The sequence below is a fragment of the Paraburkholderia sp. JHI869 genome, from assembly GCF_038900775.1.
Lineage (GTDB): Bacteria > Pseudomonadota > Gammaproteobacteria > Burkholderiales > Burkholderiaceae > Paraburkholderia.
The window spans coordinates 51,971-66,510 of sequence record NZ_JAYMSC010000002.1 but is presented as its reverse complement, the minus strand read 5'-3'; the positions used below and the strand labels follow the sequence as shown (position 1 = coordinate 66,510).

Below are 14,540 nucleotides of genomic sequence, written 5' to 3'. Positions count from 1 at the left end.
AGCTGGCGGAGTGCGTGGGGAGGGCGTTGTCATCCAAAGCGTTGTCCCGCTCACGTTGGCCGAGGCTTGAGGCTGCCGTTTTCTTGCGTACCATCCGGCGCCGTGCCCCGAATATCGTACGTTGCGAATCTGCTATTGCATGGACAATTACTACGAATCCACCGTTTCTCGCCGTCCCTACCCGCAACTGACCGGCAAGGTTGATACGCAGGTCTGTATCGTTGGCGGCGGCCTCGCCGGCTTGAATACTGCGCTCGGACTCGTCGAGCGCGGCGTGCGCGATGTCGTGGTGCTCGACGCCGAGCGCGTCGGCTTTGGCGCATCCGGCCGTAACGGTGGCTTCGTGTTCGGCGGTTACAGCCTCGATAACGCCGACCTGCTGCGCGCGCTCGGACGCAGCCAGGCGCAGCACCTGTACCGGCTCACGGTGGACGCGGTGGAACTGATTCGCGCGCGCATCTCGCGCTACGGAATCGATTGCGAGATCGTCGACCGCGGCGTCGTGCTCGCGAACTGGTTCGACGATCCGTCGCGGCTTGAAGGAGTGCGCACGCTCATGAAGCGTGACTTTGGCGTTGACTGGGAGCCGCTCGCAAAGAATACGTTGCGAGCGCAATTGAAGACCAGCCGCTATCACGGTGGCCTGTTCGAGCCCAACGCTTTTCATTTTCATCCGCTGAAATACGTGCTTGGCATCGCGAATGCCGCCACAGGAGGTGGCGTGCGTATCCATGAGCAGTCTCCAGTGCGCGCGATCGAACGGGACGGAGCGGGCTTCGTCGTGCGCACGCCCCATGGCACCGTGTCAGCGAAAGATGTCGTGTTCGCCGGTGGTGGCTATGCGCGCGGCGTCGCGCCGCGCATCGAGCGCGCGGTATTGCCGATCGCGACCTACGTGATCGCAACCGAGCCGCTTGGCGCGCGCCTGGCCGATGCGATCGACGCGCCCTATGCGGTCTACGACACGCGCTTCGCGTTCGACTACTATCGGCCGCTGCAGGACACGCGCATTCTGTGGGGTGGCAGGATCTCGGTGCTCGACCGCGGCCCGCACGCCATCGCGCGGCTGCTCAAGCGCGATCTTGCACACGTGTATCCGCAACTGGCTGAGGTGAAGATCGAGCACGCGTGGGGCGGTTTGATGAGCTACGCGCGGCACAAGATGCCGCAAATCGGTCGCGACGCTGACGGCGTATGGCATGCCATCGCATTCGGCGGACACGGCATGGCGCCCACCACGGTCGCAGGCGAGACACTTGCCGATGCAATAGCGCTGGGCATGCCAGTGCCCGAAGGTTTCTCCGCTTTCAACCTGACCCGCACGTTCGGCCTCGCGGGCCTTGCCGCCGCGCAGCTGACGTACACTGCCTTCCAGATGCGCGACGCGCTCGCGGCATACCGCCGCTGAGCGCCGTGTCATCCGCCTGGTGTCCTCAAGGACGACCGACTCGCGAAGGCCGCCTAATTCCCGACCTTTTCCGATTCAACCACGATGTCCAGCACGTAAGCAACCGATGGTCCGTCGGCAGGCGGTGTCTTCACGGTATAGCGCTGTACGCGCAGTACGTTGCGCATTCCTGGGGTGTGGGTATAGCCCTCGATCTCCTGATTCAGCGGTTGCCATTCACCCGGTGTTCCGGTTGGCAAACCCTGCTCGTCGAAATGGCGTTCGCGCACGAGCAAACATTGCTTGTCTGGAATCAGCGGATGGTTGCACGGTACGGTCTGTGCGGCTACTTCGAGGAACCTGGTTTCTCCGGGGCCGCCGAAACGCGTCTGTGCGGTGGGCAAGCCGCCAAACGTCAACGTGTCGCCACTTTCGGTAACCAGTTGCATGCGCGGGGTATCGCCACGGGCCAGCAGGCTCACGCTGAGGGTGCCATGCAGGCGCTGCGCAATAGCATTGTCGAGCGCGGCGAGCGCGGCGTCCGGGCAGGCCATCATGGTGCTCGTCATCTGGCCAACCTGGAGCTGTCCTTTCTTGACGCTGAAACTGGCTCCCATGTTGTTGCAGCTATTCACCACGTTTAACCGGTCGGCGCTGAAGTCCAGTTGCACGGGCTTGTCTGTCCGGACAAACAACGCATCGATTCGCTTGCCTTTGCTATCGAATGCGTCGTTGAGTTGCCAGTGGTACTGACTGAGGATGCTTGAGCCGATCGCCGACGCCGCGCCGGTTGCGGCGGCAGTCGACGCAACCGGTGATGGAACCGGGTTTTTCGCGTCAGGTATCTGCGAGCAGGCGGCGAGGGCGAGCGGCAGCAGTAGCATGTGGCATTTCACGGCGGCACCTCTACGGATTCGGCGAGTGTTTCAAGCGGATTGTACGCACTAACCTTACCACCTTCAGACGAGCACGCTCCAGTCAGTCACTTCGATTGAATAGCCGCGACACATTGTGGCGACGACCGAGCGCGGCGATCGTCTCGTGCGGGCGCACGATGCGAAAGGCATAGAGCCATCCATTTCCGACGGTTGGGTGGTCGCGGCTCCAACGGCAGGTATCAGAGTGGACCGGCCATACCTTGGGACGAGTAGCATCTCTTCTGCCGCAGAGATCTGCATCCAGATCCCGCCCACCTTAAGCTACCGTCCGGCTATGGGATCTGAGAAAGACTTCGCTTCGCCTTCAGTAGTTGAATCAGCAACTGATCGCGCTGGCGAAGCATTTCTGAAAAATCATATGAGTGAAGTTCCGCTTCGACACCGCTCGCAATAGACTCTATGTAGTCGTCTGTCTCGGGATACATGCCAAGGTCTCTGGCCCACTCACGCTGGGCCGCACCCAGATGCTGCAGCACATGCGTGATGCCACCGGATCCTCCAGAAGCGTGAAGGTTGAGAAACGGACCGAGCAGCGCCCACCGCAGGCCTGGGCCGTAGGAGATCGCCGCGTCGACATCCTCCACAGAGACGACCCCGCGCTGTACAAGACTGATGGCTTCTTGCCATATCGCCACTTGCAGGCGGTTGGCGATATGACCTTTGACTTCTTTGGCAATCCTGATGACCTTCTTGCCCGTTGAGGAATAGAACGCCATAGTCTTCGCGACGTTTTCGGGCGATGTAAGTCTGCCGCCGCCGACCTCTACCAGCGGCATGATGTGGGACGGATTGAATGGATGCCCCAGGACGATTCGTTCCGGGTGCTGCGCGCCTGCCTGAACGTCGCTGATTGCCAGCCCCGACGACGACGACGCGATGATCGTGTCCGCCCTTGCCGCCGATTCGATGCTCACGATCACCGCGTGTTTGACATCCAGACGCTCGGGGGCGCTTTCTTGAATGAAATCGGCGTTGCGCACCGCCGAGCCCACATCAGTCGTGAATGTCAGCTTGTCCCGCGAGGCGCCTTCTGCCAGCCCGAGCCTCTCGACTACAGGCCAACTATCGTCGATCCAGTTGCGCAGGCGCGACTCCGCCCCCTGGCCGGGATCCGTCGCTGTGACGGCAAAACCTTGAGCCAGGAAGTGTGTCGCCCAACCTGCGCCAATGACACCGGTGCCGACGACGGCGACGTTGACGTCTCGCGTTTTCATTGCCTAACCCTCCTGACAGGCCGCGTGGATTGTTTCGCGCAACGGCCGCAGTCCAATGATCTCCCGTGCTTCAGCCGGCGTGGCGGGCTCATAGCCCATCTCGCGTACCAGGCGAACAAGCCGTTCGACCAGTTGCACATTGGTGGCCAGCTGACCCTGCCGGTAGTAGAGGTTGTCTTCGAGCCCGACGCGTACGTGCCCTCCCAGCAACAGCGAGTTCATCGCTGCGGGCAACTGTGCCGCGCCAATGGCGCTGACGTTGAACACCGTGTTGCGGGGCAGATAGTCGACCATCGTCTGCAACAACCGGGGCGTGTAGGGCAGTGCTCCCTGGAACGCATTGGCGCCGATCACGATATTGATAAAGTGCGGCGCGTCGTCGAGCCCTTCATTAATGGCACGCTGAACATCCTGGACGATGTCGGCGAGGCCGAACACCTCCCACTCGGGCTTGATGCCGCGTTCTTTCATCATCTGAGCGATCTGCCGGATTCGGGAGGGCGGCGTCGCCACCAGAATTTCCTTGCCGCCGAAACTGGCAATCACGGTCTGCGCATCGAGCGTGCACATCTCGACGCCGTCACCCTGCATGCCCTTCAGTCGCTCTTCCCACTGGATTTCCCACAGCCCGTTGTCGAGTTCGCGAACCATGTCGCCGTTGATGCCGCCACCGGTGGAGTTGTTCAGGATGATGTCGCATTTGTCCCGAATCAGCCGGTTGATATGGCTATAGATCGCCGGATCGCAGGTGGCCTCATCGTCGGGACGTCGCGCATGCACGGCAACGACACTGGCGCCTGCGTTAAAGCAGCGGTAGGTATCGTCTGCGATCTCCTGCGGCTGTGTCGGCAGGTTCGGGTTCATTGTCTTGCTGGCCATGCCGCCGGTCGGCGCGACGGTCACAATGACTTTGGGCTTGCTCATGATGGTTGACTCCAGGGGGTGATTTGGATCGAATGGATCGAGGTAACGGGATTGGCTAGTGCGTGTTCACGCCCTCGCCGGGGCCGACCCGGACTGCGCGCTTTGGCAGGCCCAGCAGGATCGTGAGACCGCCAACGCTGACCACCGCGGTCAGGGCAAGCAGACCCATCTGGATGCTGCCGGTCGCCCCCTTGATCCAGCCGATCAGCGTCGGGCTGACGAATCCGCCGAGGATGCCCAGCGAGCTGATGACTGCGATGCCGGCTGCAGCCGCATCCCGGCCAAGGTAGGTCGGAGGGATCGACCAGAACAGCGAGGCGCCGCCAAAGATGAAGAACGAGGCCACGCACATCAGGACCATCACCGGTACGACAGCGGTGCCAAGGAAAGAGGTCAAGGCGAGGACCACCACGCCGAGGACCAGGGTGCCCCCGACATGCCAGCGCCGCTCCTTGAAACGATCCGAACTGCGGCTGATGACCAGAACACCAAGCGCGCCGAAGAGATAAGGCACGGCCGTGTACCAGCCGATCGTGGCGATCGGAGCGATGCCAAGCCCTTTGATCATCGTCGGCAACCAGAACGTCAGCGTGTAGACGGCGCAGGCGCAGCAAAAGTAGATGAAGGCCAGCACGTACGTCTTTGGGTCTGCCAGCGCCGTCGTGAGACCGCCGTGGTGTCCGGCCTTGCTTACGCCGCCCTGGTCAGCATCCAGGACCGACTGCACAAGCGCCTTCTCTGCATCGTTCAGCCACGGCGCGCTAGTCGGGCGATCCGGAAGCATGCAATACAGCAGAATCCCCAGCAGGACCGTCGGCAGGCCTTCGACGAGGAACAGCCACTGCCAGCCGTGCATGCCGCCAAAACCCTCCAGACGGCTCATGATCGTTCCCGACAGCGGGCCGCCGAGGACGCCCGTGATTGGCATGCCGAACAGAAACAGACCCGTCACACGGCCGCGGCGCTGGCTCGGATACCAATACGTCAAATAAAGGATGATGCCGGGGAAGAAGCCGGCTTCGAACAAACCGAGCAACAGCCGGATTCCATAGAATTGCCACGGCGCCGTCACGAAGGCGGTGGCCGCGGATGTGAGGCCCCACAGCACCATGATTCGCAGAAAGGTGAGCCGCGCGCCGATCTTCTCGAGCAGCAGATTGCTTGGCACTTCGAATAATAGATAGGTGACGAAGAAAATGCCGGCTCCGAGCCCATATACCGCATCGGAGAAAGCGAGGTCCTGCTTCATCTGCAACTGCGCATAGCCGATGTTGATGCGGTCCAGGAATGCGCAGACGTAGGCGATCAGAATGAGCGGCATCACGCGCCAACTGATCTTTTGAAAGACGGCGTCCTCGACGATGCGGCCTGACGGGCTCTCGACAGGCGCGACTGCGGGGGGCAGCGAATGGGCGCGATTCATTGCGTGTCTCCTGATGTATGACACGCATTATTTCGGGCGAGCGCTAGCGCGACTGTCTATGGCGCGACAGTTCGGGACAGCGTAAACACCGATCCTTCCGGGCACGAGAGCCTCATGTGAAGCTATCCGGCCAAAGCGCTCAGCCCGGGCAAATCGAGCACGACGATGCCGCCGTATTCGGTGCGCACGAGGCCTGCGTTCTTGAAGCGGGTCATGGCCTTATTGCACGTCTGACGCGACACGGCGGCGAGGTTGGCAAGTTCTTCCTGCGAGAGCGACAAATGCGCTGCGCCGCTCGGATTGGACAGCGGCTGCACCATACCCACCAGCGCTCTAGCGACAAGACTATCGGTGTCGAGCAGCCCATGCGCGGCGACGGCGCCCATGAACCAGTGCAGACGCTCGTTGACCTGGAGCAGCAGGAATTCGTTGAACGAGGGCTGCTGCTCGCGAAGCCAGCTGAAGGTCGCGCGGGGAATCTGCGCGACACGGCTGTCGCGCAAGGCGATGAGATCCGACTCGCGCGGCGCGTTGCGAATCAGCGTGCCCTCTCCGAACCAGCTGCCGACCGACTGCCCGCCTAACGTCACAGTTTGTCCATCGCGAGCGGTGATCGACCACTTGATGAGGCCTTCGAGCACGCCGAACCAGGCGTGTTGCCGTTCGCCGTGGTGCCCCAGGGACTGACCGGCTGCGACGGCGCGCTCCGACGCTTCCGTGCGCACGCGGGCCTTCGCCGCTTCATCCAGTCGAGCGAACCACGGCGACTGAGCGAGCAGTTCGTCGAGCGTAAGCGACACCGTGACCATCCGCTTTTGCCTGGTCATTGCCGTCCCTCCGCGTGGAGCGCATCGCAGCCGATGCGAAATGTCGCCGCATCGACAGTGTCGCGCTTGCAAGACGCGCACAATGGCTGGACTGGAAGCAGGAGCATAGATCCGTGAGTAAAGAGACTATCTATCGTATCGACGTGCAATTCGGTGATTGCGACCCGGCGGGAATCGTCTTTTTCCCGAATTTTTCGCGCTGGATGGACGCCGCTTCGCACGATTATTTTATACAGTGCGGCCTGCCTCCATGGCGTGAGATGCAAGCGCTGCCCAATTGCATCGGCGCGCCGCTGCTGGAGATTCATACTCGCTTTCACACCTCGGCGACCTACGGCGAACGTCTGGCGGTGCATACCCGCGTCGAGGCATGGCGCGGCAAAGTGTTCATCCAAAGCCATCGCATCATGCGTAACGATACGCTGATCTGCGAGGGTAACGCGACTCGCGCCTTGTGCATCAAGCAGGACGATGGACGGCTGAAGGCCGTCGGCGTGCCTGAATTCATACGTGCCGCGTGCGAATGAGCGGCGACCCTGATCGAGCCGGAAAGGAGAGTTTCATGACCACATCGAAAGGCCTGCGCGTGCTCGTGACCGCTGGCGCCGGGGGCATTGGGCGCGCGATCACGGAAGCCTTCGTGGCGGCAGGCGCCAGCGTTCACGTTTGCGACATCGACGAAGCCGCGCTTGAACAGATCCAGACGCAATTGCCGGGCGTGACGACATCGGTGTGCGACATCGCCGATCGTGCGTCGGCATCGCGCATGGTCGCAGAAGCCGCGTCCACCCTCGACGGTCTGGACGTCCTGATCAACAACGCGGGCATCGCGGGACCGACCGCGAGTGTCGCGGACATGGATCCGGATGCCTGGGAGGCGGTACTGCGTTTGAATCTCACCGGTACGTTCATGGTCACGCAGCAAGCCATCCCTCATCTGAAGCAATCGCGTGCGGGCGTCATTCTGATCATGTCGTCGCTGGCCGGCCGCTTCGGCTATCCGAATCGCAGCCCATACGCCACGACCAAGTGGGGCCTCATTGGATTCACCAAGACCTTGTCGCGTGAGTTGGGCGAATTTGGCATACGCGTCAACGCGATCTTGCCGGGCGCCGTGGAGGGGCCGCGTATTCAGCAGGTGCTGGCGGGCCGGGCATCAGCCAGTGGCCGCTCCGTCGCGCAGGAAGAGGCGGCAGCGCTCGCCAATCAGTCCATCCAACATTTCGTGGATCCGGCGGATATCGCGGCGCTCGCTGTCTTTCTGGCATCCGATGCCGGACGTTCCATTTCCGGGCAAATGATCCCGATTGATGGCGATTCGCAAAGCGCATCCTGAGATCGGGGTGAACGTCGACGAATGCCTGGATGTGCTCTTGTTCGCGATAGTCACGAAGCCAGTCACGACCGACGCGTCTGCTCGTGGTTTAGTGACTCTCGTTGGCGTGCCGCTCGGGTGATGCTCGCTCATGGACATCAACGTCAGCATCACGGGCCCGTTGAAAATGAGAACCCTCGGATGGCCGCTAATCGTCTGATGTTGTCGGTTAGCGAACATCGGCATAGCACTCAAAAGCGAGCCCCCAAACCCGCCGATCGGCGACCGTCGGTATTGGCCGATGAAACAACAGTCGACGTCGCGAATTGAGCGGCCGTTTCCTGGGTAGAACCGATGCCTGAACGTCCGACCGACGGCGCAGGCGTCTGTCGCCTCATTGCCGCCTGGCGCCCGGCGCGGACGCCCGTAACCGACGCAATGTCGTCATTCGACTCGCTAGTATTTGACTGACCGCCCGTGCGAGTCCAACGGCCGTGCGCGCATGATCGATTGCGGCACGCGGCGTCACCCAACGATCGGCTACGACGCACCGCTGCCCTTAGAAACAATGACCGACGCCAAATTCAAGGTGTCCCCGGTCCGTGGGCAAGATAAGTGCTGCCATGGGATCCGGATGGCTGACATTGTCATTCGCGACAATAATGCGAACGACATTTTTTGGCAGAGCACAGAACTTTCTGCAGCCGGACATGCTCTTCCAGAGAGCCTGCTAAATGAACTGCCCTTCGAGAACTTCCTTTGACGCTGATTGCAGTGTCGTAACAGCTCGCTGACAATGATGCACGCGTGCAATTACGCCGTCGGGCTTGCGGTCGTCAACACATCGCGACTGCGGCGCGGTTCACGATGGGCGCGTGCTCCATGGATCGGCCGGCAAACTCCGCCTGCGCAATGCCTTGCCGGAGACCGCCACAAACGCTCCCCGATGCCTCATTGATGCAGAATCGGCGCGAAGGCCACAACGACACGACCTGAATACGATGGACGACCCAGAATCGCTTTCCCTGGCACTGCCCGACGGCACTGAGGTCTCTGCGCTCCTCCAAGTGCCGGAGGACGCGCGAGCCCTGTATGTCTTCGCGCACGGTGCCGGGGCGGGCATGCAGCACGCCGGCATGTCGTCATTAGCCGACGCGCTTGCGGCGGCCGATGTCGCCACATTGCGCTACCAGTTTCCGTACATGGAGCGGGGCTCCAAGCGAGTGGACTCGCCGGCCGTGGCACATGCTGCCGTGCGGGCAGCCGTCGCAGAGGCCCGCCGGCGGCTGCCAGCCCTGCCGCTCTTCGCGGGCGGCAGGTCGTTCGGCGGCCGTATGACGTCCCAGGCCCAAGCCATCTCCCCGCTCGACGGCGTGCGTGGCCTCGCTTTCGTCGCGTTCCCGCTGCACCCGGCGGGCGCGCCCGGTGTGGAGCGGGCACGGCACCTGGCGGACGTCACGGTGCCGATTCTCTTCCTGCAGGGCACGCGCGACAAGTTGGCCGAGCTTCACCTGCTTAGGTCGGTCGTTGAGACGCTGGGGCCACGCGCCACGCTGCATGTGGTGGACGACGCAGATCATTCGTTCCACGTACGCGCATCCTCCGGCCGGACCGACGCGGAGGTCGTGCTCGAACTGGCACGGACGATGTCGGCGTGGTTCTTCGCCGAAGGAGAGTTCGTGCCCGTTACCTGAGCAAGCGCAGGAATGCTAGCAGCAGAGTCGGGACGGCGAGCGGGCGAACTCGCCGTGCTGCATTCGCCCGCTCAATCCCTTCGCTATCCGCAGATGGTCTGTCGCATAGCCACGATAAGCGACGCCTGTCGCGTCAGCGACGCTTTCCCAGTGCCGAGTGAGTGAAGTTGTCAGATCCACTTGCGGTGATCCGCCCCGGAAATCGCGGATGGCATGTGCTTTGATTTGGCCGACACACCTTCGGTGTCGGCGCCGATCCGTGAGTGACCGCTCTGGGATGCGGACGGAACCAGACTGGCGGAGCGTCGAACGACGCGCATTGGCCGGTCACTGCCCGACGCGGTCGCCCGAAATCAACACTTTGCTGACACTCAAGCCGTCGGTGGAAGAACGACCGGTACTAGTTGGCGAGCGGCCATTCATACGACGAGCGCCGGATTGCGAACGCGTTGCCACCGGCCGTCCATTGTGCTCTCAGACATGTATGCGTTAGAGCACCAGGATCATCTCGCGCCACGCCATGCCACCGTGATCGGACTCCGACGGTCTCACGTATTCGTAACCGAACTTCCGATATAGATCGACGTGCCGGTCCTTGCACATCAGGTGGATGGTGGCTTTGCCCATCGCTCGCATCCGGTCGACGAAGGTCTTCATCAGTAGGGTTGAGTAGCCCTTGCCTTGCTCGGCGGGGTCGACGACAACGGACATGATGACGACGTTTGGCGCCATTGCGTCGTGCCCAACGAGCTCCTTGAACGCTTCGTCCGACATCACGACGTCGTAGGCGCACCCAGAGTTAATGAAGCCGACTATCTGGCCGCTCCGCTCCATGACGAGGAAGCCCTCCGGGTACTGCGCGATGCGCGTCGCAATTTTCTCCCGCGTTGCCGCCTCGTCGCCTTCATAGGCGGAGATCTCGATTTCATAGCAGCGGTCGGCATCAGCCGGTGAGGGTGCGCGAAAGTGAATGTCGTTGGTCATGAAAAGCGCCCGATGAGCAAAATGTCAACCTCGGATCATATGAGCCGGGGCGAATCCATGCGCTGAATAGTCTTCAGCGAAAACTGCATGATATGCAGTTTGGGCGCTTGCGTATCAGGCTAAAGGTCGTCCCGTCATGCCTTGTGTGGCCTCGGAGACGGCTTCTGGTCGTGCCCCTCATCAAACGCCCGAATCAACTGTTCTCGCATCCATGCATGAGCAGCGATGCCTGCATGTCGAATGTGGAAGTACACCCTGAGGGTGTAACCGGGACATTCGAAGGGCGTCGGGAAGATTGCGAGGGGCGTGGCCTTGCTCAACTGCTCGGCGGCTCGTCGCGGCAGCGTGAGCAAAAGCTCCGTGTTGGCCACGATGAACGGCGCAGCCATCAAACTCGGCAGCTGGACCGCAACGCGGCGCCGGTAACCGCCCTTCGTCAACGCCGCGTCAATCACGCTGCCCGAACTCGTCCATGGCAACACGACGACGTGCTTCTCATGCAGATACTGATCGATGGAAAGCGAATCCGAAATGCGCGGATGAGGCTTGCGCGCCGCGACGACATACCCGTCCGTGAAGCAGTCCAGAGATTCCACTCCCTCGCATGACGTGCTTTGCGCATCGGCAAAACTGAGCGCGAAATGCGCCCGTCCCGCCGCGAGATCTTCCAGCGAATCGCGATGGCTCGAATACACGACGTTCACTCGCAAATCTGGAGCGAGCACCTGTAGCCGCGCCATGAAATCCGGCAGCAGCGCGAACGCAGTGAAGTCAGTGGCCGCCAGGGTGAACGTCTGCGTACTTGTCGCCGGGACGAACGGACCCGCCGCGCCCAGATTGTCCGAGAGAAGGTGAAGTGCGTCGGCGACAGCCTGCGACATCTGGTCGGCAAGCGCCGTGGGCTGCATCGCACTTCCGTATCGCACAAAGAGATCGTCACCCAGGGTGCCGCGCAGGCGCGAGAGCGCGTGACTACACGCAGACGCGCTCAGGGCGAGTTCGTCGGCCGCCGCCGCCACGCTGCGGTGGCGATAAAGGGCGTCGAACACCAGCAGCAGGTTCAAATCGAGGCGTCTTAGCGCGGCGTGCATAGCGTGCATCTTGGAGTGATAAGAATGCAGTATGCACAGTTTCCATGTCTTTTACCATACGTCGGCCTGATGAACGCGCGGAGCGTCGGACCGCGCCGTAAGCCCCTCGGGCCCTTCGCACACAACAAAGACGGAGACACCACAATGAGCACGTTGAAACCGGCTGCGCTCGCACGCAGCGAGGCGCGACCTGTCGTCCCATTCACGAGTTACGACGTTGGCTGGATTGTGCTTTGCATCGGGATGGCCATCGGATCGGGCATTGTTTTCATGCCCGTGCAGGTGGGGCTCAAGGGCCTTTGGGTCTTCCTCGCAGCAATTACCTTGTCGTATCCCGCGGTGTATCACCTGCAAAACCTGTTTTTGCGAACGTTGATGCAATCGGAGGTCTGCGAAGACTACGCCGGCGCCATCTCTCACTACCTCGGCAAAAACTGGGGCATCGCACTCGCGTTGGTGTATTTCGTCATGCTCTTCGGCGCGATCGTTACGTACGCGACATCGATCACTTACGACAGCGCGTCTTACCTGCAAACCTTCCATGTCACGGATCATCCACTCTCCGGCAACGGCTGGTACAGCCTTGCGCTGATCGCTGTACTGGTCGCCATCTCCGCGCAAGGAGAGCGACTGTTGTTCAAGGTGGCCGGCCCGATGGTAGGTGTCAAGTTCACGATCATCGTGGCGATGGCGGTTGTGATGGTGCCGCACTGGAACATCCAGAACATTCTCCGTCCGCTGGATGTGGGCAATTTCATGCGGGACGTGGTGCTGACGTTGCCCTTTGCCTTGTTCTCGATACTGTACGTGCAGATCCTGAACCCGATGAACATTGCTTACCGCAAGCTCGAGTCCGATCCCCGTGTGGCGGCATATCGAATCGTTCGTGCGAACCGTATCGCCTACGCAGTTCTTGTGGTGTCGGTGTTGTTCTTCGCCTGCTCGTTCGCTTTCACGATCAGCCAGGCCGACGCCAGGTACGCGCTGGAGCACAACGTTTCCGCACTCGCGATCGTTGCGCGGGTCATGCCCGGTGTCTGGGTCAAGGCCATGTCTGTGATGCTCGACATGTTCGCAATTTTGAGCGCGTTCTTCGGTATTTATCTCGGCTTCCATGAGGCAGTGCGAGGCATCCTGCTCAACGTACTGGGACGCTTCGTTCGACGCGAGGCTATGCACAAATCCGTTGTGAATATCGGCGTCGCTGTTGCGATTACGGCGATGCTGTGTATCTGGGTATCGGCGAACTTTTCGACCATGCTGATCCTTCAGATCACAGGGCCGATCTACGGGATTACCACCTGTCTGGTCCCGTGTTATCTGATCTGGCGTGTTCCCTCACTGCGAAACCTGCGGGGATGGCCGGTCTGGTTCGTGTCTTTCTACGGATTGCTGTTGATCGTGTCGCCACTTTTCAAGCTGTTCGAATAGTGACGACAAATCCATTGCCAGCGTGATCTGGACTTACTCAATAGAGCATTGGAGTGTGTGATGAAACGTGACGCCGAAGCGATAGGAATCGGGACGCAACTGACCCGTCTTGGCCGAGACCCGCAGGAACAGCATGGCTTTGTGAATACGCCCGTCTATCGTGGCTCAACGGTCATCTTCAAGACCGTCGACGATCTTGAGAACTCGCGCGCGAAGTATGCATACGGAACGCTCGGCACACCGACGATTGAGAGTCTCGAGTCAGCCTGGAGTGCGATCGCAGGTGCCGCAGGAACCGTCATATCGCCGTCCGGACTCGGTGCGTTGGCGCTCGCGCTCCTCACGACGCTCAAGAGCGGCGACCACCTTCTGATGCCAGACAGCGTCTACCGACCGACGCGGACATTCTGCGCCACGCTCCTTGCGAAGTTCGGCGTCGAGATCGAGTATTACGATCCGGTGATCGCAGACGGAATCGAAGAACTGTTCAAGTCCAACACGTCGACCATATTCCTGGAGTCTCCGGGTTCGCAGAGTTTCGAAATCCAGGACGTTCCCGCGATCACCCGAATTGCGAGGGCGCGCGGCATCAAGACCATCATCGACAATACATGGGCAACGCCAATTTTCTTCCGTGCGCACGATCACGGTTGCGACATCTCGGTCGAGGCTGGCACCAAATATCTGGGCGGTCATTCGGATCTGTTGATGGGTCTGGTCAGCGCGAATGCTCAAACGTGGCCCGAACTCAGAAAGACCTATGACAGCCTCGCAATGCTGCCCGGCGCCGAGGACTGCTTTTTGGCCCTTCGCGGCCTTCGCACGATGCATCTGCGGCTCGAAGCTGCGCAGCGCCGCGGACTCGAAATCGCTGCCTGGATGGCTGAACAACCCGAAGTGATGCGCGTACTGCATCCCGCGTTGCCTTCATGTCCAGGCCATGAGCTATGGAAGCGCGACTTCAAGGGGGCAACGGGTCTGTTCTCAGTGATCTTGAAGCCTCAGTTTGACAAACAATCCATCGCGGCGATGCTCGACCACATGGAGATCTTTGGGATGGGCTACTCATGGGGTGGCTTCGAGAGCCTGATTGTCCCGTTCGACTGCGGGGAATATCGCACGGCTACGCGGTGGGCGCCGGGAGGGCTTGCCCTGCGTCTTCAGATTGGGCTCGAAGACACGGAAGATCTGAAACGAGACCTGCGTTCCGGACTGGACCGCCTGGGCGGTGGCGCAGGTTCAAGATAACGCGGCAATCGAGGAATGCGGAAGGTCTGCTGTCGCGTGACAAGGCGACCTGCCTTCGCATGAG

At 61.1% G+C, this 14,540-nt stretch carries 14 protein-coding genes; 7 read left to right on the top strand and 7 right to left on the bottom strand.

What is annotated here, in order from left to right; translation table 11 throughout:
• The first annotated feature begins 139 nt into the window (after window positions 1-139).
• The gene (locus VSR72_RS03625) at window positions 140-1,408 is read left to right on the top strand and encodes an FAD-binding oxidoreductase (RefSeq protein WP_342951065.1); all 1,269 of its coding nucleotides are present in this window, start codon (window positions 140-142) and stop codon (window positions 1,406-1,408) included.
• Between the two features lie 53 nt (window positions 1,409-1,461).
• Here VSR72_RS03625 and VSR72_RS03620 read toward each other — a convergent pair whose 3' ends face one another.
• From VSR72_RS03620 to VSR72_RS03600, 5 genes are all read right to left on the bottom strand, one after another.
• Window positions 1,462-2,271 carry a DUF4377 domain-containing protein gene (locus tag VSR72_RS03620; RefSeq protein WP_342951064.1) on the bottom strand — a complete coding sequence of 270 codons (810 nt, stop codon included), beginning with the start codon at window positions 2,269-2,271 and terminating at the stop codon, window positions 1,462-1,464.
• 326 nt (window positions 2,272-2,597) lie between these two features.
• Window positions 2,598-3,539 (bottom strand): 3-hydroxyacyl-CoA dehydrogenase NAD-binding domain-containing protein, encoded by a 942-nt coding sequence (locus VSR72_RS03615; RefSeq protein ID WP_342951063.1) that lies wholly within the window; start codon window positions 3,537-3,539, stop codon window positions 2,598-2,600.
• Between the two features lie 3 nt (window positions 3,540-3,542).
• Window positions 3,543-4,463 carry a 3-keto-5-aminohexanoate cleavage protein gene (locus VSR72_RS03610; protein WP_342951062.1) on the bottom strand — a complete coding sequence of 307 codons (921 nt, stop codon included), beginning with the start codon at window positions 4,461-4,463 and terminating at the stop codon, window positions 3,543-3,545.
• Between the two features lie 55 nt (window positions 4,464-4,518).
• Window positions 4,519-5,886, bottom strand: a complete 1,368-nt coding sequence (locus tag VSR72_RS03605) for an MFS transporter (RefSeq protein WP_342951061.1) — start codon at window positions 5,884-5,886, stop codon at window positions 4,519-4,521.
• A gap of 122 nt (window positions 5,887-6,008) precedes the next feature.
• Complete coding sequence (locus tag VSR72_RS03600) at window positions 6,009-6,713, bottom strand: Crp/Fnr family transcriptional regulator (RefSeq protein WP_342951060.1); 705 nt, start codon at window positions 6,711-6,713, stop codon at window positions 6,009-6,011.
• A gap of 113 nt (window positions 6,714-6,826) precedes the next feature.
• On the opposite strand from VSR72_RS03600, the gene VSR72_RS03595 reads away from it, so the two are divergent.
• The 4 genes from VSR72_RS03595 to VSR72_RS03580 all read left to right on the top strand — a co-directional run bounded on the left by VSR72_RS03595 (window position 6,827) and on the right by VSR72_RS03580 (window position 9,722).
• A complete protein-coding gene (locus tag VSR72_RS03595; RefSeq protein ID WP_342951059.1) occupies window positions 6,827-7,240 on the top strand; it encodes a thioesterase family protein in 414 nt (137 codons plus the stop codon).
• Between the two features lie 35 nt (window positions 7,241-7,275).
• Complete coding sequence (locus tag VSR72_RS03590; protein WP_342951058.1) at window positions 7,276-8,049, top strand: SDR family oxidoreductase; 774 nt, start codon at window positions 7,276-7,278, stop codon at window positions 8,047-8,049.
• Window positions 8,050-8,530: 481 nt separating this feature from the next.
• On the top strand, window positions 8,531-8,791 hold the full coding sequence (locus tag VSR72_RS03585) for a hypothetical protein (protein WP_342951057.1): 261 nt from the start codon (window positions 8,531-8,533) through the stop codon (window positions 8,789-8,791).
• Window positions 8,792-9,029: 238 nt separating this feature from the next.
• The gene (locus VSR72_RS03580) at window positions 9,030-9,722 is read left to right on the top strand and encodes an alpha/beta family hydrolase (protein ID WP_342951056.1); all 693 of its coding nucleotides are present in this window, start codon (window positions 9,030-9,032) and stop codon (window positions 9,720-9,722) included.
• A 489-nt stretch (window positions 9,723-10,211) separates the two neighbouring features.
• Here the strand turns inward: VSR72_RS03580 and VSR72_RS03575 are convergent, their stop codons facing one another.
• Window positions 10,212-10,706, bottom strand: a complete 495-nt coding sequence (locus VSR72_RS03575) for a GNAT family N-acetyltransferase (protein ID WP_342951055.1) — start codon at window positions 10,704-10,706, stop codon at window positions 10,212-10,214.
• A gap of 134 nt (window positions 10,707-10,840) precedes the next feature.
• Window positions 10,841-11,797, bottom strand: a complete 957-nt coding sequence (locus VSR72_RS03570; RefSeq protein ID WP_342951551.1) for a LysR family transcriptional regulator — start codon at window positions 11,795-11,797, stop codon at window positions 10,841-10,843.
• Between the two features lie 144 nt (window positions 11,798-11,941).
• Between VSR72_RS03570 and VSR72_RS03565 the strand changes: the two genes are divergently transcribed.
• Together VSR72_RS03565 and metC are read left to right on the top strand one after the other, a co-directional pair.
• Window positions 11,942-13,228, top strand: a complete 1,287-nt coding sequence (locus VSR72_RS03565) for an amino acid permease (protein ID WP_342951054.1) — start codon at window positions 11,942-11,944, stop codon at window positions 13,226-13,228.
• A gap of 60 nt (window positions 13,229-13,288) precedes the next feature.
• Window positions 13,289-14,476 (top strand): cystathionine beta-lyase, encoded by a 1,188-nt coding sequence (gene metC, locus VSR72_RS03560; RefSeq protein ID WP_342951053.1) that lies wholly within the window; start codon window positions 13,289-13,291, stop codon window positions 14,474-14,476.
• Window positions 14,477-14,540: the final 64 nt, after the last annotated feature.

Bases quoted from the DNA above. Each gene is read 5' to 3' on its own strand.
- VSR72_RS03620 (WP_342951064.1), bottom strand. From the start codon at position 2,271: ATGCTACTGCTGCCGCTCGCCCTCGCCGCCTGCTCGCAGATACCTGAC.
- VSR72_RS03615 (WP_342951063.1), bottom strand. From the start codon at position 3,539: ATGAAAACGCGAGACGTCAACGTCGCCGTCGTCGGCACCGGTGTCATT.
- VSR72_RS03625 (WP_342951065.1), top strand. From the start codon at position 140: ATGGACAATTACTACGAATCCACCGTTTCTCGCCGTCCCTACCCGCAA.
- VSR72_RS03565 (WP_342951054.1), top strand. From the start codon at position 11,942: ATGAGCACGTTGAAACCGGCTGCGCTCGCACGCAGCGAGGCGCGACCT.
- metC (WP_342951053.1), top strand. From the start codon at position 13,289: ATGAAACGTGACGCCGAAGCGATAGGAATCGGGACGCAACTGACCCGT.
- VSR72_RS03580 (WP_342951056.1), top strand. From the start codon at position 9,030: ATGGACGACCCAGAATCGCTTTCCCTGGCACTGCCCGACGGCACTGAG.
- VSR72_RS03610 (WP_342951062.1), bottom strand. From the start codon at position 4,463: ATGAGCAAGCCCAAAGTCATTGTGACCGTCGCGCCGACCGGCGGCATG.
- VSR72_RS03600 (WP_342951060.1), bottom strand. From the start codon at position 6,713: ATGACCAGGCAAAAGCGGATGGTCACGGTGTCGCTTACGCTCGACGAA.
- VSR72_RS03585 (WP_342951057.1), top strand. From the start codon at position 8,531: ATGATCGATTGCGGCACGCGGCGTCACCCAACGATCGGCTACGACGCA.
- VSR72_RS03605 (WP_342951061.1), bottom strand. From the start codon at position 5,886: ATGAATCGCGCCCATTCGCTGCCCCCCGCAGTCGCGCCTGTCGAGAGC.
- VSR72_RS03575 (WP_342951055.1), bottom strand. From the start codon at position 10,706: ATGACCAACGACATTCACTTTCGCGCACCCTCACCGGCTGATGCCGAC.
- VSR72_RS03570 (WP_342951551.1), bottom strand. From the start codon at position 11,797: ATGCACGCCGCGCTAAGACGCCTCGATTTGAACCTGCTGCTGGTGTTC.
- VSR72_RS03590 (WP_342951058.1), top strand. From the start codon at position 7,276: ATGACCACATCGAAAGGCCTGCGCGTGCTCGTGACCGCTGGCGCCGGG.